Raw genomic sequence first — 25,578 nt, forward strand, 5'->3', positions numbered from 1 at the left:
TCAGGACGGTGATACGACCTCCTGCGGCAGCAGGCCCCACAGCGTGCTGCGCTCCAGCCAGCCGCTGTACTGCTTGACCGAAACCCTGCACCACATCGTCCCCGCCTGACACTGGCGGATCGTCCCCACCACGCCGGGCCGCAGCACGGCCACGACGGGTGACGTGGTGGTGGCATCCGCATGCAGCAGGACGGCCCCCCTGACATTCCCGGCCTCCGCCACATCCGCCACATGGCCGACAATGCGGGTATCGGCACGACCGATCACGTCGGTTTCCTTGGCGGTGGGCTGACCGGCCTGCTGGGCGTCGCCCTGCGGCGGCAATCCCGGAATGACGAACGTGCGGGTTCCCACCAGGGTTGCCTGATGCACCCAGCCCTTCTGCCCGTCCGAATCCTCGACCAGCCGCCAGACATCGAATTCACGCTCGATTTTTACCGGCAGGCCACGGCGGTGATACACCCAGTCAATCGGGTAGCGCTGTCCCGGCCCGGTGCGCAGGTTGACCTCGTCAGCACGGAAGGCGGCAAAGCGCGGCAGCGGCAGCCCGGTCACGCTGCCCTTGGTACTGTCAGCCGGGGGGGGAATCGTGGCATCCGCCGCAGGGGCTGCATGGGCGGGCATGGACTGCGCGCCATCGGCTGCGGCAGCGGCGCCAGCGCCTGCCGCCGCACCGGCCGCCACCGCCGCCGCATGGTGGTGATGGGCGGCACCTGCGGGCTTTTCTTTGCCTGCATGCGCATGGGCGTGGCCCAGGCTGCTTTTGGCGGCGGTGGCCGCATGCGTGGTCCTTGCCGCGTCGGCGGCATGATGATGGGCGTGATGGTGCGCCGCCGCCTGCGGGGCCGCGCGGGCCATCCCGCCCCCCGCCATGAGCAACGCCACCGCGCCGGCTGCCAGATACCCGCGCCGGGCTGGAATGCGCGACGGCACACGGGCCGGTCGCGCAAGGAGTTCATGCCGCACGCACTGCGCCATCGTGTTCTTCATTCCTTACAGGGTTATGATCTGCCGCCCCCGGGCAGCTTCGAGAAAGGTGGGAATGCCCGCAACCTGCACGCCATCCAGCAGCAGCGCGGGCGCCAGGTCGCACAGCCTGAGCGCCGCATCACACACCATGAGTGTCGCCCCCAGTTCCACCGCCGCCTCCCGCAATACGTCCATGCCCGCGACACCGCGCGCGCGCACCTGTTCGTCATCGCCCGCATCATGCAGCCCGGACCAGTCGCGCGCCAGCGCATGCACCCCGCGGCCTGCGGCAAACATGATGACGGGCCGCCCGATGGCCAGCGCGCCCGCCGCGACGACAAAGGCATAATGCGCGCGGGCATAGGCGCCATCATACAGCACGATGGCAAGCGCGCCGTCATCATGGTCCGCCATCACGACGCGGTCCCTTCGGGCATCCGGCAGCCTGCCGGCGCGGGACCGTGGTGGGCGGACAGGTCATGGATGATGGGGTGCGTGCCACACAGCGCGCAGTCGGGATCGGATGGCAGGGCAATGGTGTGGAAGCGCATGGCCAGCGCGTCCCATACCAGCAGGCGGCCCGCAAGGCTTTCGCCAATACCCAGGATTTCCTTCAGCGCCTCGGTCGCCTGCAGGGTGCCCATCACCCCCGTCACCGCGCCGAACACCCCGGCTTCGGCGCAGGATGGCACCGTGCCTGCGGGCGGTGCCTCGGGATACAGGCAGCGATAGCACGGACCACCGGGGCGGAAGGTGGAAAGCTGCCCCTCGAAGCGCAGCACGGCGGCGGACACAAGGGTGCGGGCTTCCAGCGCGCAGGCATCGGCCACAAGGTAGCGGGTGGCGAAATTGTCACATCCATCGCATACCAGATCATAGTCCCGCACCAGCGCGCGGGCGTTTTCCACCGTCAGCCGGACGTTATGACAATCGACCTGCGTACCGGGATTGAGCGCACGCAAGGCGATGGCTGCCGACTCGACCTTGGGCTGGCCGATCCGGTCGGTGACATGGGCGATCTGGCGCTGCAGGTTGGACAGCTCCACCACATCATCATCCACCAGCCCGATCCGGCCCACCCCTGCCGCCGCCAGGTAAAGGGCGACGGGGGAACCGAGCCCACCGGCGCCAATTACAAGAATACTGGCATTTTTCAGCGCATCCTGCCCCGTTCCGCCCACTTCGGGCAGCAGGATGTGGCGCGCGTAGCGCTGGATCTCGTCCTCGGAAAAATTCACCCTGCCCTCCTGCGCCGACCCGGCCGCCCATCAGGGGCGGATACATTGTCGCACTGTGCCGTTGCAGCCGGAAGCAACGGGTTAAAGATCACGATTACGTGATGGTTTCCAGCGTCAATCATGAAACCAATGCATGCCGGATATGTTTCCAGTATAGTCTGTCACAAGCGTGAAACCATTTTGGGGGAGTGTAAATCAATGTCTTATCTTTCCCGCATGGAAATTCCTGCCGGCCTGTCCGCGCTACGCCGCCAGCAGGCACGCTGGATATGCGCGGGCACGCTGGCCGCCGCCAGCACGCTCTACGCGGCATCCCCCTTCCTTACGCTATGGTCGATCACATCGGCCATCCGCAGCCATGACATGGGCAGCCTGAATACCTGCCTGAAATGGGAATCGGTCCGCAGTGGGCTGAAGAACCAGGTGGTGGACAGCCTGATCGGCCCGCCCCATGCCGATGATGAACTGCCGGAATTCGGCGCATCCTTCGCATCATCCGCCGTATCCAACGCCATTGATGAGGAAGTGCGCCCCGACAAGCTGGGCATGCTGGTGGACCACCTGATGCCGCATGCGCCACCCGGCGCACATTACAGTCTGTACGGCCTGCTGCACGGCGTGCACATGCATTTCACCCATCCGGGCGTGTTCGAGGCAAGCATGCTCATGCCGGGGCATGAAAACGAGACGCCGCTGCGGGTGCAGATGCGCATCCATGCCTTTCAGTGGAAGATCCACCACATCGACCTGCCCGCGCCGCGCCAGCAGCCCCTGGTCGAGGCATCGGCCGGGCCCGTTCCCCAGCCGGTAACGCAGCCCTAGCGGCAGGTCCGGGGCGGGAGTCCGGTCCCGCCACACCGCCGCCCGGTCATTTCGGCGCGGGCAGATCTTCTTCAAGGATGGTCATGTGGATGGCGTAGGAGACTTCGCCCTCATCCTCGTCACGGTGGACGGTGCCCACCACTTCACCATTGACAGCCAGTTCGACTGACAGCCCGGCACGCGGCGGCGCATTGACCGTAAGCCCCGGTGAACCCAGCAGACGGCGCAGGCAGACCTGAAGGCGCGAAATCTCGGAAGAGGACATGGCACTCATGAAACGTCAGTTCTCCACAATGGCAGGACCCGCCAGAAATAGGATCAGGGCCGGACATGGCCCCCTGGTCGACGCGCGTGGCCGGTCCGGTCAGGATCGCGCGGCTGCCCCGTCCGTTACCGGGCATCGCCGCAGGCTATAGGCACATGTGTTCATGGCTGCAACCGCGTGCCCATGATTTTCCCCACCCGCGCCGCGCCGCCGCCACGATTACCCCGTTTGGTTGACCATACCGCAACACCAGCAAGAAGGGAGAACAAAGACCATGCGCCTACGATCATTTCCCCGGCTGATGCTGCTTGTGACCCTGCTTGCTCCCCCGGTCGGGCTGACGGCGCTTGCCGCCAGCCTGCCACCCGCCGGTGCCCCCACCGAGGCAAGCATGGGCATGAGCGCACGCAATCTGGCCCGCCAGATCCATGAGGACGGTGCCGAGGCGACAGTGCGCACGCTGGATGCCCAGAAATCCTGGCCCCAGTTCCGTCGCGCCGTGGCGGCGGGATGGGCGGGGTGGGTCAGCCTCGTGCCCGACCTGATCGCCCATGTGGATGACCCCACGGCCACCCGCCTGCGCATAGCGCTCCGTCAGGCGCTGCCGCGCAACCCGCATGCCGTCCTGTCGGTCATTGATCCGGGCAATGGGCCGCTGCTGGGGGCGGGGGCACTGTGCACGCCGCACGGCATGTCCACCCGGTGGCGCGCCAGCAGCATCCACGCCATAAGTGCGGTGCATGACATCCACCTGGCCCACCAGTCCACCGACTGCTTGGCGGCACTTGCACCGCCCGGCGCGACTACTGGAAAGGCAGATAGCGGAACGTGACGTAAATGGTGTTGCCCCCCGTAGTGGGGTCCGTGCCATCGCCCCCCCTGTAGGCGAATTTGCGCAGGTACGTATACTGCACACCCGTCATCACCGCGCCATAGCCGCCCTGGAGCACATGCCACCAGCCACCCACCGTCAGGTCGGCAATGGTGTGGGTCTGGGCGTCACAGCTGCCGCCACTGATCTGTTCCACATCGCAGCTTGCCAGCGCCAGGTCGTTCACGCCGTAGCCATACTGGTAGCCATCGGTGCCGGTATAGGTGCGCCGCCCCGCGCTTTCCACGCCGCCATACAGGTAGACCAGCAGGTTGGGTGTCGGGTGGCCGATCAGCCCCATGCTGCCAATGATCTCGGGAATGGGGGCAGGCGTGCCATTGGCCTTGAACGTGGCATCGGGCAGCATGGCGGGGCCGTAGCGGCCAATGCCCTGCCCGGCCAGCACATTGCCGGTAAACTGCAGGTAACGCGGAATGACATGTACCGTCACGTCACCGCCCACGCCGCCAGCGAAGGCCACGCGCTCACGGATCGGGCCGCCATCGGCCGACTGCGACATGGCCTTGAACCACCGCGCGAGACCGTAGATTTCGTAATGGGCGGGCTTGGTATCCAGCGCGCCCTTCAGCACGATGTCAGGGGCGACATCCATGCTGTATTTGGCATTGGGATTGAGCATGCCGGAACCGGCATTGCTGTACAGCAGGGTCGTGCCGGAGGACGCCAGCGTGTCACCACCGCTCAGCATCTGGTGGTCCCCCGCGCTGCCCGATGTGGCATAGGCCACCTGTGGCGCCTCAAGCGACAGGCCCAGCCACCACTTGCGCCCGAAATCCTTGATGAAGCGGATCTGGGGCACACGGGTGAAGACAATGCCGGGAATCTGGTTGTTGTCCACCACCGGCGGCAGCTGCTCATGACGTGACAGCAGGCCCTGCGTGTAGCCTGTGGTCAGGCTCCACGCCTGCCCCGCCAGAATATGGAAGCCCCATTTGGTATTGCTGTAGGTCATGTACGCCTGGCGGATGCGCGGCGTGTAGCTGTTGGTCTGGTAGCTGTTGGCGGTACCGGCGGCGCCACCGAAATCGGTTTCGATATAGCCCGACAGCGTCTCGTCCTTGGTGGGCGATCCCTGCAGCAGTACGCTCAGGCGCGTAAGCTGTGCCGACGGGCGGTACTCCCCGGTATGGGCATTGGGGCTGTTGGCATAGGGAAAGCTGCCCCAGCTTGTGGCCGGGCCACTGGTCAGGTTCTTGCTGCGGTAGATGTTGGAAAAATCGATGAACCCGCCCAGCCGCACCGACACGCCCCCGATGCGGAAGACCGGCGGCAGGCTGTCCACCCCGGTCTGGGTAATGGCCAGCGGGCTGGAGGAATCGAGATCAAGCTTGGCCTGCGCGGGAATGATGGCTTCCGTCATGGTGTTTTCGGCTGCTGCCGCCGCCTGTGCGTCATCCGACAGGGCGGGGCCGCCAATGGTCAGCCGTGACAGGTCGGGCATGGCGCTGATCTGGCCTGACGGGTTGCTGTAGGCCGCGCTGCTGCCCGTATGCGGGCCCGAACGCAGGGTGCGCCCCGCCACCACGTTCTGGCTGCCCCGGCTCATGCCATGACGGGCCTCCAGCTGTTCGACCTTGGCTTCCAGCCGCCGCATTTCGGCATGAAGGGCACGGATTTCGGCCATGTCATCCGCCCATGCGGCAGGTGCCCCCGCCACGCTCCCCAGCATGATGGCCACGCCACCCAGCAGCATGCCCCCACGACCCGGCCCGGTTGCACGGCAGGCACCCGCATGGCCGGCACGGCGGCCCTTTTTCCCCCAGCAATCCATCAGTCCGGCGCGTCTGCCCCTGCCCATACGGTTGATAAACAAAAACATGCCGCCAACCCGGCATGCCTGCGCGGGCAGGACGAACAGGATCGATCCTGCCCTGTCCGGCCCATATCCGGCAGGAACATAGGAACAGATTCCGCCTTATATAGAAAAATTATTCAACTTCTATGCATTAAACAGTCTCATGCACGGCATATATTCGCATGATTCCGTTTATTGCACACCATTTCTTCCTTTAACTCAAGGCCTCTACATGCGCCATAAAGGGAGTGCACGCCATGACCGCAACCCGGCCACCCGATTCACCACCCATCATGGACCTGCCACTGGCCGGGGCGCCCCATCCCGATCATCCACTGCACTGGAAGCTGTATGGGTGCGAAATGGTCGCCACCATGGCGCTCATGCTGTGCGGGATCGTGTCGGTCACGGTGCTGACCACGCCCTATACCCCCATCGGGCGCGCGCTGGCACCCCACCCCATTGTCCAGACCGCGCTGTGCGGGCTGTTCTTCGGCCTGGCGGGTACGGTGGCGGCGTTCACGCCGTTCGGGCGGGTCAGCGGGGCGCATGTCAGCCCCTCCGTCTCGCTGGCGTTCAGCCTTGCGGGACGGCTTGGCGGTGTGGATCTGTGCGGATATGTCGTGGCCCAGATGGCGGGGGCATGCCTTGCCGCCATGATGCTGGCAGCGCTTGGGCATGTACTGCCGGTATGGGGGGAGATGGTACGGGCCGCCGCCTTTGCCGCCACCGTGCCCTTTTCCGGCGTGGCGGTCATATGGCCACTGGTGACGGAAATGGTGCTGACCTGCCTGCTGGTGATCATGCTGTGCGCGCTGGCCGCCCACCCCGTGCTGAAATGGTTCACCCCATGGGCGGGCGGGGTGTTCTTCCTTGTCTGCAACCCGGTCTCGGCATGGCTGTCGGGCAACAGTTCCAACCTGGCCCGCAGCTTCGGGCCGGCACTCATGGCGGGGCGCTGGGAATCGTTCTGGATCTATGCGCTGGGGCCGTTCATGGGGGCGGCGCTGGCCATCTGGGTGCTGCGCTCGCGCCTGCTGGGCCGGATCGAGGTGGAGGAAGCGCGGCTGGTCAATTTCGGCCATCATGGCCGCATTCCCTCCCTGCTCCATCCCGGCCACCGCGAGAGGACGGGAGACGGCAGGCACGATTGAGGCACGTCGCCCGGAGTGGTGACTTGCAATTGGCGGGGATTATTCCCAATATCGTTTCAATGAAATGCGAATCGGGCCCGAGCCCGGTTCATAGGCGTTCTCGGGGCGGGGTGAAATTCCCCACCGGCGGTATTTGTTCCCGGTAACGGGGCATAAGTCCGCGAGCGCCCGGTCCCCACGGGGCCGGGGTCAAGCAGATCCGGTGTGATTCCGGAACCGACGGTTACAGTCCGGATGAGAGAGAACGGAAATCATGGCCTGCCTGCCCCCATGGGACTCCATGGGCAGGGGCGGGGTAATGGTTTTACGCGCCCTGAGTCCGTCCGGATGGATGGAGAAGTGTGTTTTGGACGCGTTGCCGCAGGCCATCAGTGCCATGACAGGCCCCGACCTTTTGCCCGCCATTGCGCGGGGTTTCCGCGCGGCGGTGGACGAGGCGGCGCGCCATGTCGGCGCCACGGCACCCAACCCGCCAGTCGGCTGCGCCCTGCTTGACCGCGATGGCGCGATCCTGGCCACGGGTGGCCACCACCGCGCCGGCACCCCCCATGCCGAAATACAGGCCATAAACCAGTGCCGCGCGCGCGGCCTGCTGGAACGCGCCCATACCGCCATCGTAACCCTGGAGCCGTGCAACCATACCGGCCGCACCGGCCCATGTTCGCACGCACTGGCGGCCACCCCGGTGCGTGAGGTGTGGATCGGCCTTCGCGACCCCAATCCCCATGTCGAAGGCGGCGGCGCGGACTACCTGCGGCGCCACGGCCGCGCGGTGCATGTGCTCCAGCCCACCGGCCCGCAGGCAGGCCTGCTTGACCTGTGCCGCAGCCTGCTGGCGCCCTTTGCCCATTTTACCCGCACCGGACAGCCGTGGATCACAGTCAAGCAGGCGGTGGATGGCACCGGTTCCATGCTGCCCCCCCCGGGGCGGACCACGTTTACCTCCGCAGCCTCGCTTGATCTGGCGCACCGCCTGCGCCGCGCAACCGATGCGGTGATTACGGCGGGCGGCACCATACGCGCCGACCGGCCGGGACTGGACGTGCGCCGCGTGCCCGACCATGCGGGGCGCGCGCCGCGTGTACTGGCCATCTGCACCCGCACGGGGGAAGTGGATGAAGCCTACCTGACAGCCGCACGCAACCGTGGCTTTGACGTGCGCCTGTGCACCGACATCGCGGCCCTGCCGGACTTGCTGGGGCGGGCGGGCGTGACATGGGCCATGGTGGAGGCCGGTCCCGCGCTGCTCGCCGAAATCGCGGCACGCGCCCTGTGGCACGACTGGCTGACCATTACCGCGGGCAACGATGGCACGGACCACTACGACATCCGCGTGCGCGAGGGGGATGTGACACCGCTCCGCCTGCTGCCCGAATTTTCCGCCGTGAAGGAGTAAGCATGTTTTCCGGCATCATCGAACACCAGGGACATGTCAGCGCCGCGCGGCGGCTTGACCATGACCTGGACATTACCGTGGCCACGGGCATAACCGACCTGAGCCTGGGCGAAAGCATCGCCGTCAATGGCGTGTGCCTGACGGTCACGTCGTTTGACGCGGCGGGAAACGCCACCTTCTTCATCAGTTCGGAAACGCTGGACCGCACGGCGCTGGGCCGGATCGAGACGGGGCACAGGGTGAACCTGGAACGCGCGGTCACCCCCGCCACCCGCCTGTCGGGCCATATCGTGCAGGGCCATGTGGATGGCACCGGCCACCTGCTGGCGGTGGAACGGACGGGGGAGGCCCGCCACATCACCTTTTCCATTCCCGCCCGGCTGCGCCGCTACCTGGTGGAAAAGGGCTCGATCACGATCGATGGCATCAGCCTGACGCTGAACGCGGTGGGTGAGCCGGGCGCGGACGGATGCGCGCCCGACATGTTCCGCATTGCGCTGATGATCATTCCCCATACCTGGGAACACACAACCCTTGGCACCCTGAAGGCAGGAGACGCGGTGAACATCGAAGTCGATGTCATCGCCAAATATGTGGAGAGCATATGTCAGTATCGTTGATGCCCCCGGCACTGGCACAGGCCGTTGCCACCATCCGCCGGGGCGGGATGATCATCCTTGTGGATGACGAGGACCGCGAGAACGAGGGCGACCTGGTCATGGCCGCCGAACTCATGACGCCCGCCGCCATGAACTTCATGGTCACCCATGCCCGCGGGCTGGTGTGCATGCCCATGTCGGCCGGGCGGATCACGCAGCTCAACCTGCCCATGATGACGCAGGTGAATACCTGCCCGCGCGGCACGGCGTTCACCGTCTCCATCGAGGCCCGTGAGGGAGTGACCACCGGTATTTCCGCCGCCGACCGCGCCGAGACCGTGCTGGTGGCGGCCGCCCCCGATGCAAAGCCCGAGGACCTGGTCTCCCCCGGCCACATCTTCCCGCTGCGCGCGGTGCCCGGCGGCACGGTGGCGCGCCCCGGCCATACCGAGGCCTCGGTCGATCTTGCCCGCATGGCGGGGCTGATCCCGGCCGCCGTGATCTGCGAGATCATGAACGAGGACGGCACGATGGCGCGCATGGACGACCTGCGCCCCTATGCCACACGCCACGGTCTGCAGATCCTTTCCATTGCCGAACTGGCGCGCTGGCTGAAGGACAACCCGATCACGGATGGCACGGATGTGGCGCCTGCGGTGGAACAGGTCGCGCGCGCCCACCTGCCCAGCCGCTTTGGCGGACCGGACATGATGATCCATGCCTTCCGCGCGCCGGACGGGACGGAACATGTGGCCATGGTCAAGGGCCAGCCCGACAGCCCCGGCACCGTGCCGCTGGTGCGCCTGCATTCCGAATGCGTGACGGGGGATGCACTGGGTTCGCTGCGGTGTGACTGTGGCGCGCAGCTGCAGGGCGCACTGGAGCAGATCGGCAGGGCAAAAGCCGGTGTACTGGTCTATGTGCGCGGACATGAAGGGCGCGGCATCGGGCTTGCCAACAAGATCCGTGCCTATGCGCTGCAGGACGGGGGGCTGGACACGGTGGACGCCAACCACCGGCTGGGTTTCGAGACCGATGCGCGCGACTGGCAGGCGGCATCCGCCATCCTGCGCGCGCTGGGGGTGAACCGGCTCGACCTGCTGACCAACAACCCCGACAAGGTGCGCGCCCTGCAGAAACATGGCTTTGACATCCGCGAGCGTATTGCCCTCGCGGTGGAGCCCAACCCCTTCAACCGCGCCTATCTGGAAGCCAAGCGCACCCGGATGGGCCATGCCCTGTGCCAGCCGGAAACGGCGGATACGCACTGACGCCATAATAATAATCACGGAAAAAAAGCCTGACATGAGCACCAACACCCCCTCCACCCCCGCCCAGCTTGACTTTGCCCACCCGCCGCGCATCGCGATCGTGGTCAGCCGCTTCAATGAAGACGTGACCCACGGCCTGCGCGATGGCGCGGTGGCGTGGCTGGGTGAGCACGACATCGCCATGCGCGCGGAAGACATCCTGTACGCACCCGGTGCGTATGAACTGCCGCTGCTGGCCCAGACGCTGGCCCGCACGGGACGGTATGACGGCGTGGTCTGCCTTGGCTGCGTGATCAAGGGCGATACCGCGCATTTCGAGTTCATCAGCCTTGGCGCCACGATCGGCCTGCAGCAGGCGGCGCTGGCCACGGAAGTGCCGATCGCCTTTGGCGTGCTGACCACCTATACCGATGAACAGGCCGTGATCCGCTCACGCGATGACGTGCACAACAAGGGCCGCGAGGCTGTTGCCGCCTGTGTTGAAAGTATCGCATTGCTTCATAAAATCAGAGGCTGTTAAGATACGGCCGGCCCATGCGAAACGGCTGAAACAGTCCCTCTCATGGTCCTGCCGGGACAAGAACGGGGATGGCGAATGCGGCAGCTTACCTTCATCGCCGGGGCATTCGGCATCGGCCTTACGATCTGGATGCTCGGGCGCTTCGGCCTGCATGACATCCTGGGCCTGGTCGCGGCGGGGGGGTGGAGCATTCCCGCCATCATCGCGTTCCATGCGACACAGGTCTGCGCTTCCGCCCAGGCCTGGCGGCTTCTGGCCCAGACCGGGCGGCGGCGTCTTTCCTTTACCGATTTCGTGGCCCTGCGCTGCGCGCGCGAAGGGATCAACAACCTGCTGCCCGTAGCCCAGGTGGGCGGCGAGGTCATCACCACCCGCCTGCTGGCCCGGCGCGAAGGGCTGGGTATCAGGCGGGCCGCGGCTTCCACCATCTGTGACCTGACCATTGAACTGCTCAGTCAGGTCACCTTCACGCTGATGGGGCTGGGCCTGCTGTTCTGCCTGGTCAACCGCTCCCCCATTACCGATGAACTCATGGAAAGTGCCGGCTGCGCGGTTGCGCTGGGCGCGGTCTTTTTGGGCAGCCAGTATCTGGGTGCCATATCGCTGGTGGAAAAGCTGCTGGTCCGCATCGCGGCCCATCTGGGATGGGACGGAGTGGAAGACATCCGTGGCCTGCATGACGAGATCCTGACGCTGTACCGCACGCGCGAGAATTCACTGCGCGCAGGCGCGATGCAGCTGCTGGGCTGGTCGCTGGGCACGTTCGAGGTATTCGTGATCCTGCGCGCCATGGGGCATCCGCTCCCGCTTTCTGACAGTTTTGTGATCGAGAGCGTGGGGCAGGCCGCGAAGTCGGCGGGCTTTGCCGTACCCGGCGCGCTGGGCGTGTCGGAAGGGGGATACATCATCATCGGCGGGCTGTTCGGCCTGTCGCCGCAGGTGGGCATCGCGCTCTCGCTCATCAAGCGCCTGCGCGAGATCGCATGGGGCCTGCCATCGCTGGTGGCATGGCAGGCCATGGAAATACGCTGGGTGCGCCCCGATCCCGCCGCCGCCAAGGAAATACACATGCCCGGCCAGCCGTAACCCGATGATGCCTCCCCTGTTACGGCATGCAATGAAGAACCACCTTGCATCGGGACCGCATCATGGGCCAAACCGGGCCTCTTGACCGACTGCCGCGCCCATGCGGCACGACGTAGGTTTCTGAAGGGCTGAATACTCGTCATGCTATCGGTACCGCTTGGGCGCCTTGTCGCTTTCTGTTCCCGTCATGCCATTGCGGTCGTAATGGTATTTGCCGTCCTGATCGCGGGTGCCACCTACGCCAGTTACGCGCTGCTCGGGGTCACGACCGATACGGACCAGATGTTCTCGTCCTCGCTGGACTGGAAGAAACGCTCCGAGGAGATGGGCCGCCTGTTCCCGCAGAAACAGGACCAGCTTGTCGCCGTGATCGACGCCGCCCTGCCGGAGGAAGCCCAGCAGACCGCGCTGGGGCTGGCGGCAAAGCTGCGCGATGACCACGCCCACTTCAACTACGTCACCACGCCCCAGACCGACCCCTATCTTGTGCGCAACGGGCTCATGTTCCTCGATCCCAAGGCGCTGGAGCGCGTACTCAACACCACGATCACCGCCCAGCCCTTCCTGAGCGAACTGGCCGCCGACCCGTCGGGGCGCGGGCTGTTCGATGCGCTGAACCTGATCGCGCTGGGCATAAACCAGGGGCAGGCCGATCTTGGCCCCTTCCGCGCGGCGCTGGACGGCTTTGCCACCACGCTGGAACATTCGGTATCCGGCACGCCCGAACCCCTCTCGTGGGAGCGACTGCTGGCGGGGGACCTGGCCGACCTGGGGGGGCAGTTCCAGTTTGTCGTGACCCAGCCCAAGCTGGATTTTGATTCCTTCCAGCCCGGCGGGGCTGCGGCCGATGCCATCCGTAATGCGGCAAACGCGCTGCCCTTTGTCAAAAGCGGGCGGGCGCATGTCCACATAACGGGCGATACCCAGATCGCGGACGAGGAATTCGCAACCGTTGCCGAGGGCATGGTGGCGGGGCTGCTGGGCTCGCTGGTGCTGGTCTCGCTGTGGCTGATCCTGGCGGTGCATACATGGCGGGTGATCGTGCCCATCATCATCACACTGGTATCGGGCCTGCTGCTGACCACCGGGTTTGCCGCCATTGTCGTGGGCAAGCTGAACCTGATCTCGGTGGCGTTCGCCATCCTGTTCGTCGGCATTGCGGTGGACTTCGCCATCCAGTTCTCGGTCCGCTTCCGCGCGCAGGCGCTGCCCGATGGTTCGGCACCCGGCATTGTCCAGGCGCTTGAGCAGACCGGCAATGAAACCGGCCACCAGATCCTTGTGGCCGCCATGGCCACATCGGCGGGTTTCCTTGCCTTTACGCCCACCGCCTTCGTGGGCGTGGCCCAGCTTGGGCTGATTGCGGGCTTTGGCATGGTCTTCGCCTTTGGCTGCACGCTGACGCTGCTGCCCGCCCTGCTGCGGCTGTTCCGCCCCACGGCGGGGCATGGCACCATCGGGTTTGCATGGGCGCGGCCGGTGGATACGGCCATCCGCCACCACCGCAAGCCCATACTGGCCGCGTTCGTGGCCATCGCGCTGGTGGGCGTGGCGCTGGTGCCCCGGCTGACGTTCGATGCCGACCCGCTGCATACCAAGAACCCGAAATCAGAAGGCATGGTCACGCTGGGCATGCTGATGTCCGAACCGCAGTATTCGCCCTATACGGTGGATATCCTGATGCCCGGCCTGGACCAGGCCGCCGCCATGTCGGACAGGATTTCCGCCCTGCCGCTGGTGCATGACGCATTGTGGCTGGGATCACTGGTGCCTGCCGACCAGAAGGCCAAGCTGCCGCTGATACAGGATGCCGCCAACATCATGCTGCCCACCCTGATCGTGGCCAACCCCAGACCCGCGCCCGATGCAGCAGACCTGAAGGCCGCAGCCGCCAAGACGGCGGCCGAACTGGGTGGTGTGCTGGACAAGCTGGCCGCCGATGACCCGCTGCGGCGCATCCAGTCGGCCCTTGCCCACCTGTCACAGGCGGATGACCAGCGCATCCTGGCCACAAACGAGGCACTGGTCCGCTTCCTGCCCATGCAGCTCGACATGCTGCGTGGCATGCTGCAGGCCAAGCCGGTCAGCATTGCCGACGTACCGCCGCAACTGACGCGTGACTACCTGCTGCCTGATGGCCGCGCACTGGTGGAAGTCCACCCCACGCGCGAGATGAAGGGCAACCACGCGCTGCACACCTATGTCAGCGAGATCCAGAAGATCGCACCAATGGCCGCCGGTTCGGCGATTGATATCGTGCAGAGTGCCGCGACCATGGTGCACGCCTTTGTCACGGCGGCGGCGGCGGCCATTGTCATGATCGCCATCATCCTGGCGGTCGCCCTGCGCAGGCTGCTCGATACGGCGCTGGTGCTCGCCCCGCTGCTGCTCTCGGCGCTGATGACGGTCATCCTGATCATCGTGGTGCCCGAGCAGCTCAACTTCGCCAACATCATCGCACTTCCCCTGCTGCTGGGGGTGGGTGTGTCGTTCAACATCTATTTCGTCATGAACTGGCGGGCGGGCATCCGATCACCGCTGTCCAGCCCCACGGCGCGCGCGGTGCTGTTCTCGGCGCTGACCACGGGCACGGCGTTCGGCTCGCTGGCGGCATCGCACCATCCGGGCACGGCCAGCATGGGGCGGCTGCTGCTGCTCTCCCTGGCCTGTACGCTGGTGGCGACGCTGGTCTTTGTGCCCGCCCTGCTGCCTAAGCGTGCGATCGACAAGGAATAACCCTTGGCATGGGAGACAAAAAAAGGCCGTATCCGAAAGGATGCGGCCTTTTTTCATGGAAAAGTTTTTAGTGAAGCTTTTTTCAAAAAGCTTCAAAGAACGCCGCCTTTTTGAAAAAAGGCGGCACCCAAAAACTTTTATTCCTTTATTCGCTTTCTGCACTGTCCTTGAACCAGACCTCGACCGGGCCCGTGACCTTCATGGTCATCGGGTTGCCAAAGCGGTCGGTGCCCCGGCCCACGGCCAGACGCACCCAGCCTTCGCTTATGCAGTATTCCTCGACATTGGTTTTCTCGATGCCCTTGAAGCGCACGCCAATGCCACGATCAAGCAGGGCTTCGTTATAGAAGGGGCTGGCGGGATTGACGGACAGGCGGTCCGGCGGGGTATCGGTCATATCTGGTCTTTTTCCGTATGCTGAACGTGGAACGCTGTCTGACATAGCGGCAATGCCGTCACTCTCCAACACCCGGACCCGTATCTTCCTCCACCACACGGATCACCGCCTGCCCGCGCGTGATGTCGGTAATGCGGGCGCGCACCTCCGTCTCCCGCGTTACGGGCACGGCAACATGCAGGTGGACCCCATGGCCGCCAAAGTCTTCCGACACGATCTGGCAGTCCATGCCTTCCAGCCTTGCACGCAGCAGGGCGTGTTCGGAAAAACCACAGTCGAATGTCAGCTCCACCATGTCCACGATCGGCACGCGTGGCGCCACGCGCAGGCATTCCGCCGCCGTGCCGCCATAGGCGCGTACGAGTCCGCCGGCCCCGAGCTTGGTGCCACCGAACCAGCGGGTGACCACTACCACGGTACGATCAAAGCCCTGTCCCTCGATCACCTGCAGGATCGGGCGGCCCGCCGTCCCGCCCGGCTCGCCCGCGTCATCGCTGCGATAGGCCTGGCCAATCCGGTAGGCCCAGCAGTTATGCGAGGCATCGGGGTCACTGACGGCGGCGATGAAGGCCATGGCCTCCGCTGGTGTCGTGACCGACGCCGCCTGGGCAAGGAAGATGCTTTTCTTGATCTCGCGCTCCAGCATGGCCGGTTCGCTCAGCATGAAGCGTTCGGGCGTGCTCACGCCTCCGTTTCCTCCATTGCCCCCGTGAACAGGCCGACCAGATCGCCCAGATGGCCGATTTCACGGACACCAAGGCCCGCGGGCGCGCTTGGCCTGCGGTTGCCGCGCGCGATGCGGCGCGGCAGGAAAGCCTGCTCGAACCCCAGCTTGTGTGCCTCCTTCAGCCGTGTATCGGGCTGGGAGACCTGACGGACCTCGCCCGACAGCCCGACCTCGCCAAAATAGACCGATCCCGCACTGGTGGGCTGCCCGGTGGCGGCGGATACAAGGGCCGCGGCCACCGCCATGTCAGCCGCCGGTTCCCCCACCCGCAGGCCACCGGCTATGTTCAGGTGCACATCCATGGCGTTGAGCTTGATGCCGCAGCGCGCCTCCAGCACGGCCAGCAGCATGTTCAGCCGCCCGGTATCCCACCCCACGACAGCGCGCCGTGCGCCACCATCCCCCGCCTTGGGCGACAGCAGGGCCTGGACTTCCAGCAGTACCGGCCGCGTGCCCTCCATCCCCGCGAATACGGCGGAACCCGCGATATGCCCCCGCCGCTCGGCCAGGAACAGGGCGGAGGGATTGGGCACTTCCTCCAGCCCCTGATCGGTCATGGCAAAGACACCGATTTCATCGGTTGCGCCAAAACGGTTCTTGGCCGCGCGCAGGATGCGGAATTGGTGGCCACGATCGCCCTCGAAATACATCACTGCATCGACCATGTGTTCCAGCACGCGGGGGCCGGCCAGTGCGCCTTCCTTGGTTACATGGCCCACCAGGATCAGGCTGAAGCCACGCTGCTTGGCCAGCCGGATCAGTTCGAACGCGCAGGCGCGCACCTGGCTTACGGTGCCGGGTGCGCTTTCCACCGTTTCCATCCACATGGTCTGGATCGAGTCGATCACGACCAGCGCCAGATCCTTTTCCGCCTCCAGCGTCGCCACGATATCGGCCACGTTGATGGCGGCGGCCAGTTCCAGCGTGGGCGCTTCCAGCCCCAGCCTGCGCGCGCGCAGGCGGATCTGGTCCACCGCTTCCTCACCCGAGATGTACATCACCTTGCGTCCGGCGCGGGCCAGCGCACAGGCCCCCTGCAGCAACAGCGTGGATTTGCCGATACCCGGATCCCCGCCCACCAGCACGACCGATGCCGGGACCAGCCCACCGCCCAGCACGCGGTCCAGTTCACCAATACGGGTTTCGATGCGCGGCGGTGGCGGCGTGTCACCCGCAAGCCCGACAAGGTTGATGCGCGCGCCCGTGCGCCTGCGCGCGGTGGTGCCGCCGGTTGCCGTGGGCTCGACCGATTCCTCCACAATGCTGTTCCACGCGCCACAGGCATCGCACCGACCCGACCATTTGGGAAAGACCGCCCCGCAGGACTGGCAGACAAAACGGTTAGCGGGCCGACGCGCCATGATGGCTCCTTGGACAAGAACAGATCGTGCATATCATATATGGAACGACCGGCCGCGAAAGTCAGGGAAGCCCCTTGGCCAAACAGGAAAAAGTTTTTGGTGAAGCTTTTTTCAAGCAGCTTTGAAAGACGCCGCATTTTTGAAAAAAGGCGGCACCCAAAAACTTCTGTCTTTTTTTATCAGTCAGCGACGTACATCGACTTTTATCGGCCCTTCGCGGCGGCCATGGGTGAACTGGTCCACGACGGGGTTGCCACTGTCAAACAGGGTGGATGGCGGTCCCTCCCAGATCAGCCGGCCTTCGTACAGCATGCCGACCCGGTCCCCAATCCGCTGGGCGGAGGCCATGTCATGCGTGATGGCGATGGCCGTCGAGCCCAGCCTGCGCACGCAGTCGGCAATCAGTCCGTCAATCACGGCGCCCATTATGGGGTCGAGGCCGGTCGTGGGTTCATCGAAAAACAGGATCTCGGGCCGGGCGGCGATGGCGCGCGCCAGCCCCACGCGCTTCTGCATGCCGCCAGACAGTTCGGAAGGCGAGAGCACGCCCACGGCGGGATCCAGCCCCACCTGTTCCAGCAGTTCGCCCGCCCGCGCCTGGGCCTGCGCGCGGGTCAGGCGCGGGCCATGGCCCATGCGGGCGGCGGCTGTCAGGCCGAAAGTCACGTTCTCCCACACGCTCAGGCTGTCAAACAGCGCGCCGTTCTGGAACAGCATGCCGATCCGGGCCATGTATGGCTCGCGCTGCCGGGCGGACAGGGCCGTGACATCCACGCCATCAATCTCGATGGACCCGGCATCGGGCGTGATCAGCCCCAGTATGCAGCGCAGCAGCACCGACTTGCCCGTACCCGACCCGCCAATGACCACGAACGAGGTGCCACCCGCGACGTCAAGGTCCACCCCGTCCAGCACCACCTTGGGGCCGAACGCCTTTTTCAGGCCACGAATGCGGATCTTGGGGGTTGCGTCACTCATTGGGAAAAGAACACGTCCGTCAGGAGGTAATCAAAGGTCAGCAGCAGGATGGATGCCGCGACCACCGCCGCCGTGGTGGCCGCCCCCACGCCTTCGGCCCCGCCCCGGCTGTTATAGCCATGGTAGCAGCCCATGAGCGCGATCAGGAACCCGAAGATCGCGGCCTTCACCAGCCCCACGGTCACGTCCATCACCTTGAGCGAGGCAAGGGTGGCGGTAATGTAGGCGGAAGGCGAGAAGTCCAGCTTCATCACACATACGGTAAACCCGCCCAGCACACCCAGTACATCCGCCACCACCACCAGGAAGGGCAGCGCCAGCGTGCCCGCGATCAGCCGGGGCGTGACCAGGTATTTCATGGGGTTGGTGGACAGCGTGCTCAGCGCGTCGATCTGGTCGGTCACCCGCATGGTCCCGATCTCGGCCGACATGGCGGCCCCCACGCGGCCCGCCACCATCAGCCCCGCCAGCACCGGCCCCAGTTCGCGCGTGACCGCCAGGATGACAATCCCGGCAATGGCGTTCTGGGCATGGTACTGGGCAAAGCCGGTATAGGACTGCAACGCGATCACCCCGCCGGAGAACAGCGCCGTCAACGCCACCACGGGCAGGGAGAAGAAACCGATCTCCACCAGCGTGCCCCACAGGCTGCGCCAGTAGAAGGGGGGGCGGACCACATGCGACAGGGCGACAGCGGCGAAAAGCGCCACCCGTCCCGCCATGCGGACAATATCCAGAAGCGCCCGGCCCAGTCCGGCAACAAAATCAAGAACGCCGTTCACGAGGCCTCCAGCGCAGGGGAATGGTCGCCACGCCGGGCAGCACATCCCGCGGACATGTTCCTGCCGTAGCGCGGGGCGTGCCCCACGTCAAAGCGAAAGCGCATGAACGCCGCGGGCGCCCCGTCACGATACGGGCCCGTGGGCCGCGCGGCGGTCACAGGCATGGCGCCACAGGTTGCATCCCGCCATGCACAGCACGCCCATCGTGATCACCATGGCCAGCGGCGCCGGGCTGTGAAAGGTCACATGGCCAAGGATGAAGCCGCTGGCGGCGGCAAGCGAAAACTGGATCGTGCCCATGAGCGCCGAGGCACTGCCCGCCTGGTGGCCATGATGGGTAAAGGCCATGACCGTGGCATTCGGCCCGATGAACCCGAGGCACCCGGTAATGCACATGACCAGCGCGCAGACCAGCAGCGGATGCCCCGCCCCCGCCACCCCGGCAAGCGACAGCCCCAGGCACGTTACCGCCGCAAACAGGGCGCACACCACCCCGCCATCCACCAGACGGGAAAGGTCGACCCGGTGGACCAGCCACCCGTTAAGCTGTGCCGAGGCGATGAACACCCCGGCATTGAGGCCGAAGAAGGCCCCGAACTGCCCCGGTGTGAAATGCAGCAGGTGTTCGAACACCATGGGGGCGGAAGTGATGTAGGCAAACATGACGAAGGAGGAGAAGCTGTTGACCAGCGCGCTGGACATGAACACCGGCTCACGCACCAGACCGCCATAGCGCGCGATCATGCCCGCGACCGAGAAGGCAATGCGCCGGTCCGGCGGCATGGTGTCAGGCAGGGTGGCCAGCACCGCCACCAGTCCCAGCCCGCCGTAGCTGACCGCAATCCAGAAAATCCACCGCCAGTGCCCGACCGACAGCACCAGGCTGCCCAGCGACGGCGCCAGGATGGGCATGACGCCAAAGACCAGCATGAGCTGCGACATGATGCGCGCACCCTGCGCGCCGGTCGCCACGTCACGCACGATGGCGCGCGGCACGACCGCGCACGCCGCCCCGCCAAGGGCGGCCACGAAGCGGCACAGGCAGAACAGGGTGAACCCGTCCGCCAGCGCGCAGCCCATGGACCCGGCAATGAACAGGACCAGGCCGCCCAGCAGCGGAACCCTGCGCCCCAGCCGGTCGGAAATGGGGCCGAGGCTGAACTGACCCACCGCCAGCCCCGCGAACCATGCCGCCAGCGTGACCTGGCTGGCCCCCGCATGCCCGCCCACCAGATCGTGATCCATGATGGGAAAGGCGGGAAGGTACATATCCGTGGCCAGGGGACCAATCGCCGTAAGCAGCCCCAGCAGGGCAATCATCCAGTACGACATGGGGGCGGCGGGCGTGCTGCGGGCAGGCATGGGAATCCGGCATGAAATGAGCGGGGCGGGATGTGGCCCGGGGCCACGGTGCATGCATATCCGCCTATTGCGGGGGGCTTGTCCACCGCCGTGTCACATGCAACCCATGCGTGGCGCGCGGCCCCCCGCCTGACCGGCCGCCTGCGTGATTCAGACCCCGAAACCCGCGACCAGCGCCGCAAGCCCGACCTGCCTGTGGCGTTCGAGCCGGGCTGCGACCAGCACGGAACGGGCCTCCGCAATGGCCATGTCCAGGTCGGAATTGATGATGACATGATCGAATTCGTTCCAGTGCGAGATCTCGTCGCGCGCGGCCTGCATGCGGCGCGCGATCTCGTCGGCCTCGTCCGAGGCACGGCCGGTCAGGCGGCGTTCGAGTTCCTCGATGGAGGGCGGCAGCACGAACAGGCTGATCACGTCATCAGGCAGGGCCGCGCGGATCTGGCGGTGCCCCTGCCAGTCGATGTCAAACACCATGTCGCGCCCTTCCGCCAGCGCCTGCTCCACCGGCGCGCGCGGCGTGCCGTAACCGCGGCCGAACACGGTGGCCCATTCCAGCATCTCGCCCGCCCGGGCCATGCGCTCGAATTCTTCCATGCTGCGGAAATGGTAATGGATGCCATCACTCTCCCCGGGGCGGGGCTGGCGGGTGGTGACCGATACGGAATGCAGAAGCTGGGGCTCGGACGCCCGCAGCGCATTGGCGATGGTGGACTTGCCCGCGCCGGACGGGGCTGAAATAACCAGGCAGACCCCCCTGCGCCGGACCGACGGGGCAGGCGGGGTTCGTGGGGGGGTGGATGTCTGGCTCATGCGGCTCTCCTTGGTCGTAACGTCCCCCCAATGCAGGCCGGGGGCGCAAACGGGGTAGCGCAGTTCTAACAGGGTGTATGTAATCTGCGAATATGAAACAGGATTCGATACTCATTACAGGCGCATCGTCCGGTATCGGACGCGGGCTTGCCCTTTCCTTTGCCCGTCCGGGGCGCACACTCCACCTGGGGGGGCGCAACAGGGACAGGCTGCATGACGTGGCGAGGCGGTGCATCGCCCGGGGCGCGGATGCCCGCATCAATGTGCATGACGTGCGCGATCGGGCCGGCATGGAGGAATGGATCTCCACCGCAGGCCCCCTCGACCTTGTCTTTGCCTGTGCGGGCATTACCGCTTCCACCCGTGGCGGGGCGGAGGCCCCTCATGAACCCGATGACCAGATCCGCCGCATGTTTGCAACCAACGTGGATGGCGTGGTGAACACGGTGCTGCCCGCGCTGCATGTCATGCTGCGCCAGCCACGCGGGGCGGACGGGATGCGCGGGCGGATCTGCGCCATGGCGTCGGTGGCGGGGCTGGTCTCGTTTCCCGGCACGCCATCCTATTGCGCGTCCAAGGCGGAGGTGGACCGCTTTATCGTGGCGACGGGGGGCAACATGGCGCGCGCGGGCATTGTCATGTCCAGCGTGACCTGCGGGTTTGTCGCGACCCCCATGACCACGCAGAACGATTTTCCCATGCCCGGCCTGACCCAGACGGGGGATGCGGTGCGGGCCATCGTGAAGGGCGTGGCGCGCGGCAGGCGGTGCATCTCGTTCCCGTGGTGGCTGGCGGCGGGATCGCGCTTCATGGACCTGCTGCCCGTCAGGGTTGCGGAATCCTATTACTTCCGCCAGCCCGCGGGCCAGGCGGGCACCATGGCCGAAACCGGGCTGGACGACGCGGCGGCCCGCCCCCTGCCCACGGCATGAATGAAGGCCCGTTGGCCAGCAGGCGCGGAAATAGCGCGTGAACCTGTGCCGTATCTTCATCCTGCGCCCGGTGGCCACAACCCTGCTGGCGGCGGCCATGCTGCTGGCGGGGCTGCTGGCCTACCGCACGCTGCCGGTGGGCGACCTGCCCGATATCGCGGTGCCGGTCATCTATGTCATGGCTACCCAGCCCGGCGCCTCGCCACAGCAGATGGCCAGTTCCGTCACCACACCGCTCGAGCGCAGGCTGGGGCAGGTGGCGGGACTGAGCGAGATCGAGTCCGATTCCAGCCAGGACAACGCCTTCATCCTGCTGACCTTCAATGAATCGACCAATATCGATTCCGCCGCCAATGACGTGGAGGCCGCCCTGCGCGCCGCCCGCGCCGACATGCCCGCCACCCTGCAGTCGCAGCCGGAATACTGGAAGGCCAATCCCTCCGACAACCCGATCATGATCCTGGCGCTGACATCGGACACGCAGCCGGTGTCCGAACTGTATGACATTGCCAAGACCCGCCTGCAGCCCCTGCTGGCGCAGGTGCAGGGCGTGGGGTGGGTGGAAATCGCGGGCAGTTCGGCGCCTGCCGTACGGGTGGAAATCAACCCGTGGCCGCTGTTCAAGTACGGGCTGGGGTTCGAGGACATCCGCTCCGCCCTGGCGTCGGCCAATGCCAACACGCCCAAGGGTATCATAGAAAACGACACCACCCGCTACACGCTGGCCACCAATGATCAGGCGCGCACCGCCGCCCAGTACCGTGATCTGGTGATTGGCTACCGTGACAGCCGCCCCGTGCGGCTGAGCGATGTGGCCAACGTGCATAACGGGGTGGAAAACGAACGGCTGGCAGGCTTCCTGAACGGGCATACGGCTGTCATGGCGATCATCCGCCCGCGCGCGGGGGCCAACGTCATCCACGTAATCGACGAGATCAAGGGCCGCCTGCCCACCCTGCGCGCGGCCCTGCCCGGCGGCGTGATGCTGACGCCTGCCATGGACCGCTCGATCACCATCCGTGCCTCGCTGGCCGATACGCAGTGGACGCTGCTGGCTTCCGTCGTGCTGGTGGTGGCGGTGGTGCTGGTGTTCCTGCGCACGCCGCGTTCGACCCTGATCCCGGCCATTACCGTGCCCATCTCGCTGGCGGGCACGCTGGCGCTCATGGCGGCGTTCCATTTCTCGCTCGATATCCTCTCGCTCATGGCGCTGACCATTGCCACGGGCTTTGTGGTCGATGATGCGATCGTGGTGCTGGAGAACATCGCCCGCCATATGGAAGCGGGGATGAACCGCATGGACGCCGCCCTTCAGGGCTCGCGCGAGATCGGGTTTACCGTGCTGTCCATCACCATATCGCTGGTGGCGGTGTTCCTGCCGCTGCTGCTGCTGGGCGGCACGCCGGGGAAGGTGTTCTTCGAATTTTCCATGACGCTGGCCATCACCGTCACCGTCTCGCTGGTGCTCGCACTCAGCCTGACACCCATGATGTGCAGCCTGTTCCTGGAGGTGGGCGAGCCGGCCCCCCCGCCGCCCACGGCGCCATGGTGGCGGCGCTGGCCGCGCGCCACGGGCGACTGGCTGGAGGCGCGCTACCAGCACCTGCTGCGCTTTTACGAGCGCACGCTGGACGTTGCACTCCGCCACCACGTACTGACGGCACTCAGCCTGCCGCTCAGCCTGGCGGTGATGGTGGGAGTTATCGTGCTCATGCCCAAGGGCATCCTGCCCAAGGAGGACGTGGCCATGGTCATGAGCTTCTTCCGTGCCGACCAGACCACTTCCTTTCCCGCCATGAAGGAAAAGATCCGCGCCATAAGCGACGCGATGATGGCGGACCCCGACACGCAGGAAGTCGTCGCCTTCTCCGGTGACACCACCATCGAGGGGCAGGCCTTCGCGCAGATGATCGACCGCAACCGCCGCAGCGACGGGCCGGACGAGATGATCGCGCGCATCCACAGGCGGCTTGAGCATATTCCGGGGCTTGATGTCTCGATGTTCTCGGCGGGTGACATAAGTGGCGGCGGCGGGCGGCAGAAGGAAGGCGCCTACCGCTACCTGCTGACCAGTGACAGTGCGGAGGACATCTACACCTGGGCCCCGCGCCTGGTGGCGGCGCTGCGCGCGGCCCCCACCCTGCGCGACGTGACGACGGATGTGATGAACAATGGTGCGGCCATCCATGCCGACATCATCCGCGATCTGGCCGCGCGCTACCTGATCACCCCGCAGCTGGTCAGCAACACGCTGTATGATGCCTTTGGCCAGCGTACGGCGTCGAACATTTCCACATCGCTTGCCACCTACCATGTGGTGATGGAAGTCGCCGACCAGTACCGCACGTCCCCCGATATCCTGCGCTCCTTCCGCATTTCCACATCGGGGGGGACCGCGGGCGGGGGCACGGTATCCAATACCGTGCGGGTCAAGGCCGATGGCACCGCCAGCCGCAGCACGCAGCTCAGCCAGCAATCCTTCCGCAACCAGATCGCGAACCGGCTGGCCGGTGGCGCGGGGGCGTCCAGCGGGTCGGCGGTGTCCTCATCAACCGAGACGATGATCCCGCTTTCCGACGTGACACAACTCGTGCCGCGCCCCACCTCCATTACCGTATCGCACAAGGGCGGGTTCGTCTCGGCGGCGATTTCCTTCAACCTTGCCCCCGGCATGGCGCTGAGCGATGCCTCCGCCACGGTGGAGGAAACCATGATCCGCCTGCATGTGCCGCCTTCCATCCATGGCGGGTTTACCGGGCAGGCGGCGCAGTTCCAGTCGGCCATCATCAACGAGGTGCTGATCTTCATCGCGGCCCTGGTCACGATCTATGTGACGCTGGGCATCCTGTATGAAAGCTACATCCATCCGCTGACCATCATGTCCACCCTGCCCTCCGCCGGGGTGGGGGCGGTGCTGGGGCTGTGGGTGACGGGGCAGGAGTTCTCGCTCATCACCATGATCGGAATGATCCTGCTGGTAGGGATCGTGAAGAAGAACGCCATCCTGATCGTGGATTTCGCGCTTCATGCCGAACGTGACCGGGGGCTGCCCCCGCAGGTGGCCATACGCGATGCATGCATCCAGCGCTTCCGTCCCATCCTGATGACCACACTGGCGGCGGCGCTTGGGGCGGTACCGCTCATCACCAATGGTGGCTACGGGGTGGAAATGCGCCGCCCGCTGGGCATTACGGTTGTGGGCGGCCTTATGATGAGCCAGTTGCTGACGCTCTACACCACGCCGGTCATCTATCTTTACATGGAGCGCGTGCGTACGGCGGCGCTACGACTGGCCGGAAAGGTGCTGGCAGGGGGGCGTAAAAAAATCTTTCGATAATCAAAAAAGGGGGTTGCGGGGTCCATGACCGTCGGCTAAAAGCCCCCTCACGACGCACCCGTAGCTCAACTGGATAGAGCACCAGACTACGAATCTGGGGGTTAGAGGTTCGAGTCCTTTCGGGTGCGCCACTCTCCTTAAAAAAA

24 protein-coding genes, 1 tRNA gene and 1 riboswitch are annotated in these 25,578 nt (G+C 65.6%); of the genes, 13 read left to right on the forward strand and 12 right to left on the reverse strand.

Translation table 11 applies throughout. The annotated features are described in order from the left end of the window. Genes LDL32_RS11695 through LDL32_RS11705 form a run of 3 tightly spaced genes read right to left on the reverse strand, consistent with a single transcriptional unit; the run spans position 1 to position 2,207 of the window. The gene (locus tag LDL32_RS11695; protein ID WP_233067097.1) at positions 1-978 is read right to left on the reverse strand and encodes an SH3 domain-containing protein; all 978 of its coding nucleotides are present in this window, start codon (positions 976-978) and stop codon (positions 1-3) included. A gap of 15 nt (positions 979-993) precedes the next feature. Continuing rightward, complete coding sequence (locus LDL32_RS11700) at positions 994-1,383, reverse strand: DsrE family protein (RefSeq protein WP_233067099.1); 390 nt, start codon at positions 1,381-1,383, stop codon at positions 994-996. Further along, positions 1,383-2,207 carry a molybdopterin-synthase adenylyltransferase MoeB gene (locus LDL32_RS11705; RefSeq protein WP_233067102.1) on the reverse strand — a complete coding sequence of 275 codons (825 nt, stop codon included), beginning with the start codon at positions 2,205-2,207 and terminating at the stop codon, positions 1,383-1,385. The genes LDL32_RS11700 and LDL32_RS11705 overlap by 1 nt, the downstream gene beginning before the upstream one ends. Before the next feature lie 198 nt (positions 2,208-2,405). On the opposite strand from LDL32_RS11705, the gene LDL32_RS11710 reads away from it, so the two are divergent. Beyond that, complete coding sequence (locus tag LDL32_RS11710; protein ID WP_233067104.1) at positions 2,406-3,029, forward strand: DUF2939 domain-containing protein; 624 nt, start codon at positions 2,406-2,408, stop codon at positions 3,027-3,029. Between the two features lie 46 nt (positions 3,030-3,075). Here LDL32_RS11710 and LDL32_RS11715 read toward each other — a convergent pair whose 3' ends face one another. Beyond that, positions 3,076-3,303: a DUF3126 family protein gene (locus LDL32_RS11715; protein WP_233067106.1), complete on the reverse strand. Its 228-nt coding sequence runs from the start codon at positions 3,301-3,303 to the stop codon at positions 3,076-3,078. Positions 3,304-3,359: 56 nt separating this feature from the next. Between LDL32_RS11715 and LDL32_RS11720 the strand changes: the two genes are divergently transcribed. Both LDL32_RS11720 and LDL32_RS11725 read left to right on the forward strand, forming a co-directional pair. Next, positions 3,360-3,530: a hypothetical protein gene (locus tag LDL32_RS11720; RefSeq protein WP_233067108.1), complete on the forward strand. Its 171-nt coding sequence runs from the start codon at positions 3,360-3,362 to the stop codon at positions 3,528-3,530. A gap of 38 nt (positions 3,531-3,568) precedes the next feature. Continuing rightward, positions 3,569-4,126 (forward strand): hypothetical protein, encoded by a 558-nt coding sequence (locus tag LDL32_RS11725; protein WP_233067110.1) that lies wholly within the window; start codon positions 3,569-3,571, stop codon positions 4,124-4,126. On the opposite strand, the gene LDL32_RS11730 is transcribed toward LDL32_RS11725, so the two are convergent. Beyond that, positions 4,098-5,879: a hypothetical protein gene (locus LDL32_RS11730; protein ID WP_233068861.1), complete on the reverse strand. Its 1,782-nt coding sequence runs from the start codon at positions 5,877-5,879 to the stop codon at positions 4,098-4,100. The two genes, LDL32_RS11725 and LDL32_RS11730, sit on opposite strands and share 29 nt — an antisense overlap. Positions 5,880-6,238: 359 nt before the next feature. Between LDL32_RS11730 and LDL32_RS11735 the strand changes: the two genes are divergently transcribed. The 7 genes from LDL32_RS11735 (at position 6,239) to LDL32_RS11765 (ending at position 14,743) form a co-directional block, all read left to right on the forward strand. Continuing rightward, positions 6,239-7,135: an MIP/aquaporin family protein gene (locus LDL32_RS11735; protein WP_233067111.1), complete on the forward strand. Its 897-nt coding sequence runs from the start codon at positions 6,239-6,241 to the stop codon at positions 7,133-7,135. 92 nt (positions 7,136-7,227) lie between these two features. Then, a riboswitch (FMN riboswitch) is annotated at positions 7,228-7,385 on the forward strand. A 126-nt stretch (positions 7,386-7,511) separates the two neighbouring features. Further along, the gene (ribD, locus tag LDL32_RS11740) at positions 7,512-8,531 is read left to right on the forward strand and encodes a bifunctional diaminohydroxyphosphoribosylaminopyrimidine deaminase/5-amino-6-(5-phosphoribosylamino)uracil reductase RibD (protein ID WP_233067113.1); all 1,020 of its coding nucleotides are present in this window, start codon (positions 7,512-7,514) and stop codon (positions 8,529-8,531) included. A gap of 2 nt (positions 8,532-8,533) precedes the next feature. Then, the gene (locus tag LDL32_RS11745) at positions 8,534-9,151 is read left to right on the forward strand and encodes a riboflavin synthase (protein ID WP_233067115.1); all 618 of its coding nucleotides are present in this window, start codon (positions 8,534-8,536) and stop codon (positions 9,149-9,151) included. Next, a complete protein-coding gene (ribB, locus tag LDL32_RS11750; RefSeq protein WP_233067118.1) occupies positions 9,151-10,401 on the forward strand; it encodes a 3,4-dihydroxy-2-butanone-4-phosphate synthase in 1,251 nt (416 codons plus the stop codon). The genes LDL32_RS11745 and ribB overlap by 1 nt, the downstream gene beginning before the upstream one ends. Positions 10,402-10,435: 34 nt before the next feature. Continuing rightward, positions 10,436-10,921 (forward strand): 6,7-dimethyl-8-ribityllumazine synthase, encoded by a 486-nt coding sequence (gene ribH / locus LDL32_RS11755; protein WP_233067121.1) that lies wholly within the window; start codon positions 10,436-10,438, stop codon positions 10,919-10,921. A 75-nt stretch (positions 10,922-10,996) separates the two neighbouring features. After that, positions 10,997-12,007 (forward strand): lysylphosphatidylglycerol synthase domain-containing protein, encoded by a 1,011-nt coding sequence (locus tag LDL32_RS11760; RefSeq protein WP_233067123.1) that lies wholly within the window; start codon positions 10,997-10,999, stop codon positions 12,005-12,007. A 141-nt stretch (positions 12,008-12,148) separates the two neighbouring features. After that, complete coding sequence (locus tag LDL32_RS11765) at positions 12,149-14,743, forward strand: MMPL family transporter (protein ID WP_233067125.1); 2,595 nt, start codon at positions 12,149-12,151, stop codon at positions 14,741-14,743. Between the two features lie 145 nt (positions 14,744-14,888). Here the strand turns inward: LDL32_RS11765 and LDL32_RS11770 are convergent, their stop codons facing one another. From LDL32_RS11770 to gmk, 7 genes are all read right to left on the reverse strand, one after another. After that, a complete protein-coding gene (locus LDL32_RS11770; protein ID WP_233067127.1) occupies positions 14,889-15,140 on the reverse strand; it encodes a DUF3297 family protein in 252 nt (83 codons plus the stop codon). Between the two features lie 58 nt (positions 15,141-15,198). Beyond that, positions 15,199-15,825, reverse strand: coding sequence for a YigZ family protein (locus LDL32_RS11775; protein WP_233067129.1), 627 nt, complete (start codon positions 15,823-15,825; stop codon positions 15,199-15,201). After that, positions 15,822-17,228: a DNA repair protein RadA gene (gene radA, locus LDL32_RS11780; protein WP_233067130.1), complete on the reverse strand. Its 1,407-nt coding sequence runs from the start codon at positions 17,226-17,228 to the stop codon at positions 15,822-15,824. Before radA ends, LDL32_RS11775 begins: the two co-directional genes overlap by 4 nt. Before the next feature lie 183 nt (positions 17,229-17,411). Next, entirely contained in the window at positions 17,412-18,206 is a 795-nt protein-coding gene (locus tag LDL32_RS11785) for an ABC transporter ATP-binding protein (RefSeq protein WP_233067132.1), read from the reverse strand. Further along, positions 18,203-18,988: an ABC transporter permease gene (locus tag LDL32_RS11790; protein WP_233067133.1), complete on the reverse strand. Its 786-nt coding sequence runs from the start codon at positions 18,986-18,988 to the stop codon at positions 18,203-18,205. The genes LDL32_RS11785 and LDL32_RS11790 overlap by 4 nt, the downstream gene beginning before the upstream one ends. Before the next feature lie 123 nt (positions 18,989-19,111). Continuing rightward, positions 19,112-20,350, reverse strand: coding sequence for a multidrug effflux MFS transporter (locus tag LDL32_RS11795; protein WP_233067136.1), 1,239 nt, complete (start codon positions 20,348-20,350; stop codon positions 19,112-19,114). A gap of 150 nt (positions 20,351-20,500) precedes the next feature. Next, positions 20,501-21,163, reverse strand: a complete 663-nt coding sequence (gene gmk / locus LDL32_RS11800) for a guanylate kinase (RefSeq protein ID WP_233067138.1) — start codon at positions 21,161-21,163, stop codon at positions 20,501-20,503. Between the two features lie 92 nt (positions 21,164-21,255). Here gmk and LDL32_RS11805 point away from each other — a divergent pair, with 92 nt between their 5' ends. The 3 genes from LDL32_RS11805 (at position 21,256) to LDL32_RS11815 (ending at position 25,563) form a co-directional block, all read left to right on the forward strand. Then, positions 21,256-22,095: an SDR family oxidoreductase gene (locus LDL32_RS11805; protein WP_233067140.1), complete on the forward strand. Its 840-nt coding sequence runs from the start codon at positions 21,256-21,258 to the stop codon at positions 22,093-22,095. Between the two features lie 37 nt (positions 22,096-22,132). Next, positions 22,133-25,432: an efflux RND transporter permease subunit gene (locus LDL32_RS11810; protein WP_233067142.1), complete on the forward strand. Its 3,300-nt coding sequence runs from the start codon at positions 22,133-22,135 to the stop codon at positions 25,430-25,432. A gap of 54 nt (positions 25,433-25,486) precedes the next feature. Further along, positions 25,487-25,563: transfer RNA gene (locus tag LDL32_RS11815), tRNA-Arg, on the forward strand. Positions 25,564-25,578 lie beyond the last annotated feature (15 nt).

It is taken from the genome of Komagataeibacter sp. FNDCF1, from assembly GCF_021295335.1.
Taxonomy (GTDB): domain Bacteria; phylum Pseudomonadota; class Alphaproteobacteria; order Acetobacterales; family Acetobacteraceae; genus Komagataeibacter.

Coding starts and splice junctions, on each gene's coding strand:
- LDL32_RS11695 (WP_233067097.1), bottom strand. CDS start 978: ATGGCGCAGTGCGTGCGGCATGAACTCCTTGCGCGACCGGCCCGTGTG.
- LDL32_RS11700 (WP_233067099.1), bottom strand. CDS start 1,383: ATGGCGGACCATGATGACGGCGCGCTTGCCATCGTGCTGTATGATGGC.
- LDL32_RS11710 (WP_233067104.1), top strand. CDS start 2,406: ATGTCTTATCTTTCCCGCATGGAAATTCCTGCCGGCCTGTCCGCGCTA.
- LDL32_RS11715 (WP_233067106.1), bottom strand. CDS start 3,303: ATGAGTGCCATGTCCTCTTCCGAGATTTCGCGCCTTCAGGTCTGCCTG.
- LDL32_RS11720 (WP_233067108.1), top strand. CDS start 3,360: ATGGCCCCCTGGTCGACGCGCGTGGCCGGTCCGGTCAGGATCGCGCGG.
- LDL32_RS11725 (WP_233067110.1), top strand. CDS start 3,569: ATGCGCCTACGATCATTTCCCCGGCTGATGCTGCTTGTGACCCTGCTT.
- LDL32_RS11730 (WP_233068861.1), bottom strand. CDS start 5,879: ATGCTGCTGGGTGGCGTGGCCATCATGCTGGGGAGCGTGGCGGGGGCA.
- LDL32_RS11735 (WP_233067111.1), top strand. CDS start 6,239: ATGACCGCAACCCGGCCACCCGATTCACCACCCATCATGGACCTGCCA.
- ribD (WP_233067113.1), top strand. CDS start 7,512: ATGACAGGCCCCGACCTTTTGCCCGCCATTGCGCGGGGTTTCCGCGCG.
- LDL32_RS11745 (WP_233067115.1), top strand. CDS start 8,534: ATGTTTTCCGGCATCATCGAACACCAGGGACATGTCAGCGCCGCGCGG.
- ribB (WP_233067118.1), top strand. CDS start 9,151: ATGCCCCCGGCACTGGCACAGGCCGTTGCCACCATCCGCCGGGGCGGG.
- ribH (WP_233067121.1), top strand. CDS start 10,436: ATGAGCACCAACACCCCCTCCACCCCCGCCCAGCTTGACTTTGCCCAC.
- LDL32_RS11760 (WP_233067123.1), top strand. CDS start 10,997: ATGCGGCAGCTTACCTTCATCGCCGGGGCATTCGGCATCGGCCTTACG.
- LDL32_RS11765 (WP_233067125.1), top strand. CDS start 12,149: ATGCTATCGGTACCGCTTGGGCGCCTTGTCGCTTTCTGTTCCCGTCAT.
- LDL32_RS11770 (WP_233067127.1), bottom strand. CDS start 15,140: ATGACCGATACCCCGCCGGACCGCCTGTCCGTCAATCCCGCCAGCCCC.
- radA (WP_233067130.1), bottom strand. CDS start 17,228: ATGGCGCGTCGGCCCGCTAACCGTTTTGTCTGCCAGTCCTGCGGGGCG.
- LDL32_RS11785 (WP_233067132.1), bottom strand. CDS start 18,206: ATGAGTGACGCAACCCCCAAGATCCGCATTCGTGGCCTGAAAAAGGCG.
- LDL32_RS11795 (WP_233067136.1), bottom strand. CDS start 20,350: ATGCCTGCCCGCAGCACGCCCGCCGCCCCCATGTCGTACTGGATGATT.
- gmk (WP_233067138.1), bottom strand. CDS start 21,163: ATGAGCCAGACATCCACCCCCCCACGAACCCCGCCTGCCCCGTCGGTC.
- LDL32_RS11805 (WP_233067140.1), top strand. CDS start 21,256: ATGAAACAGGATTCGATACTCATTACAGGCGCATCGTCCGGTATCGGA.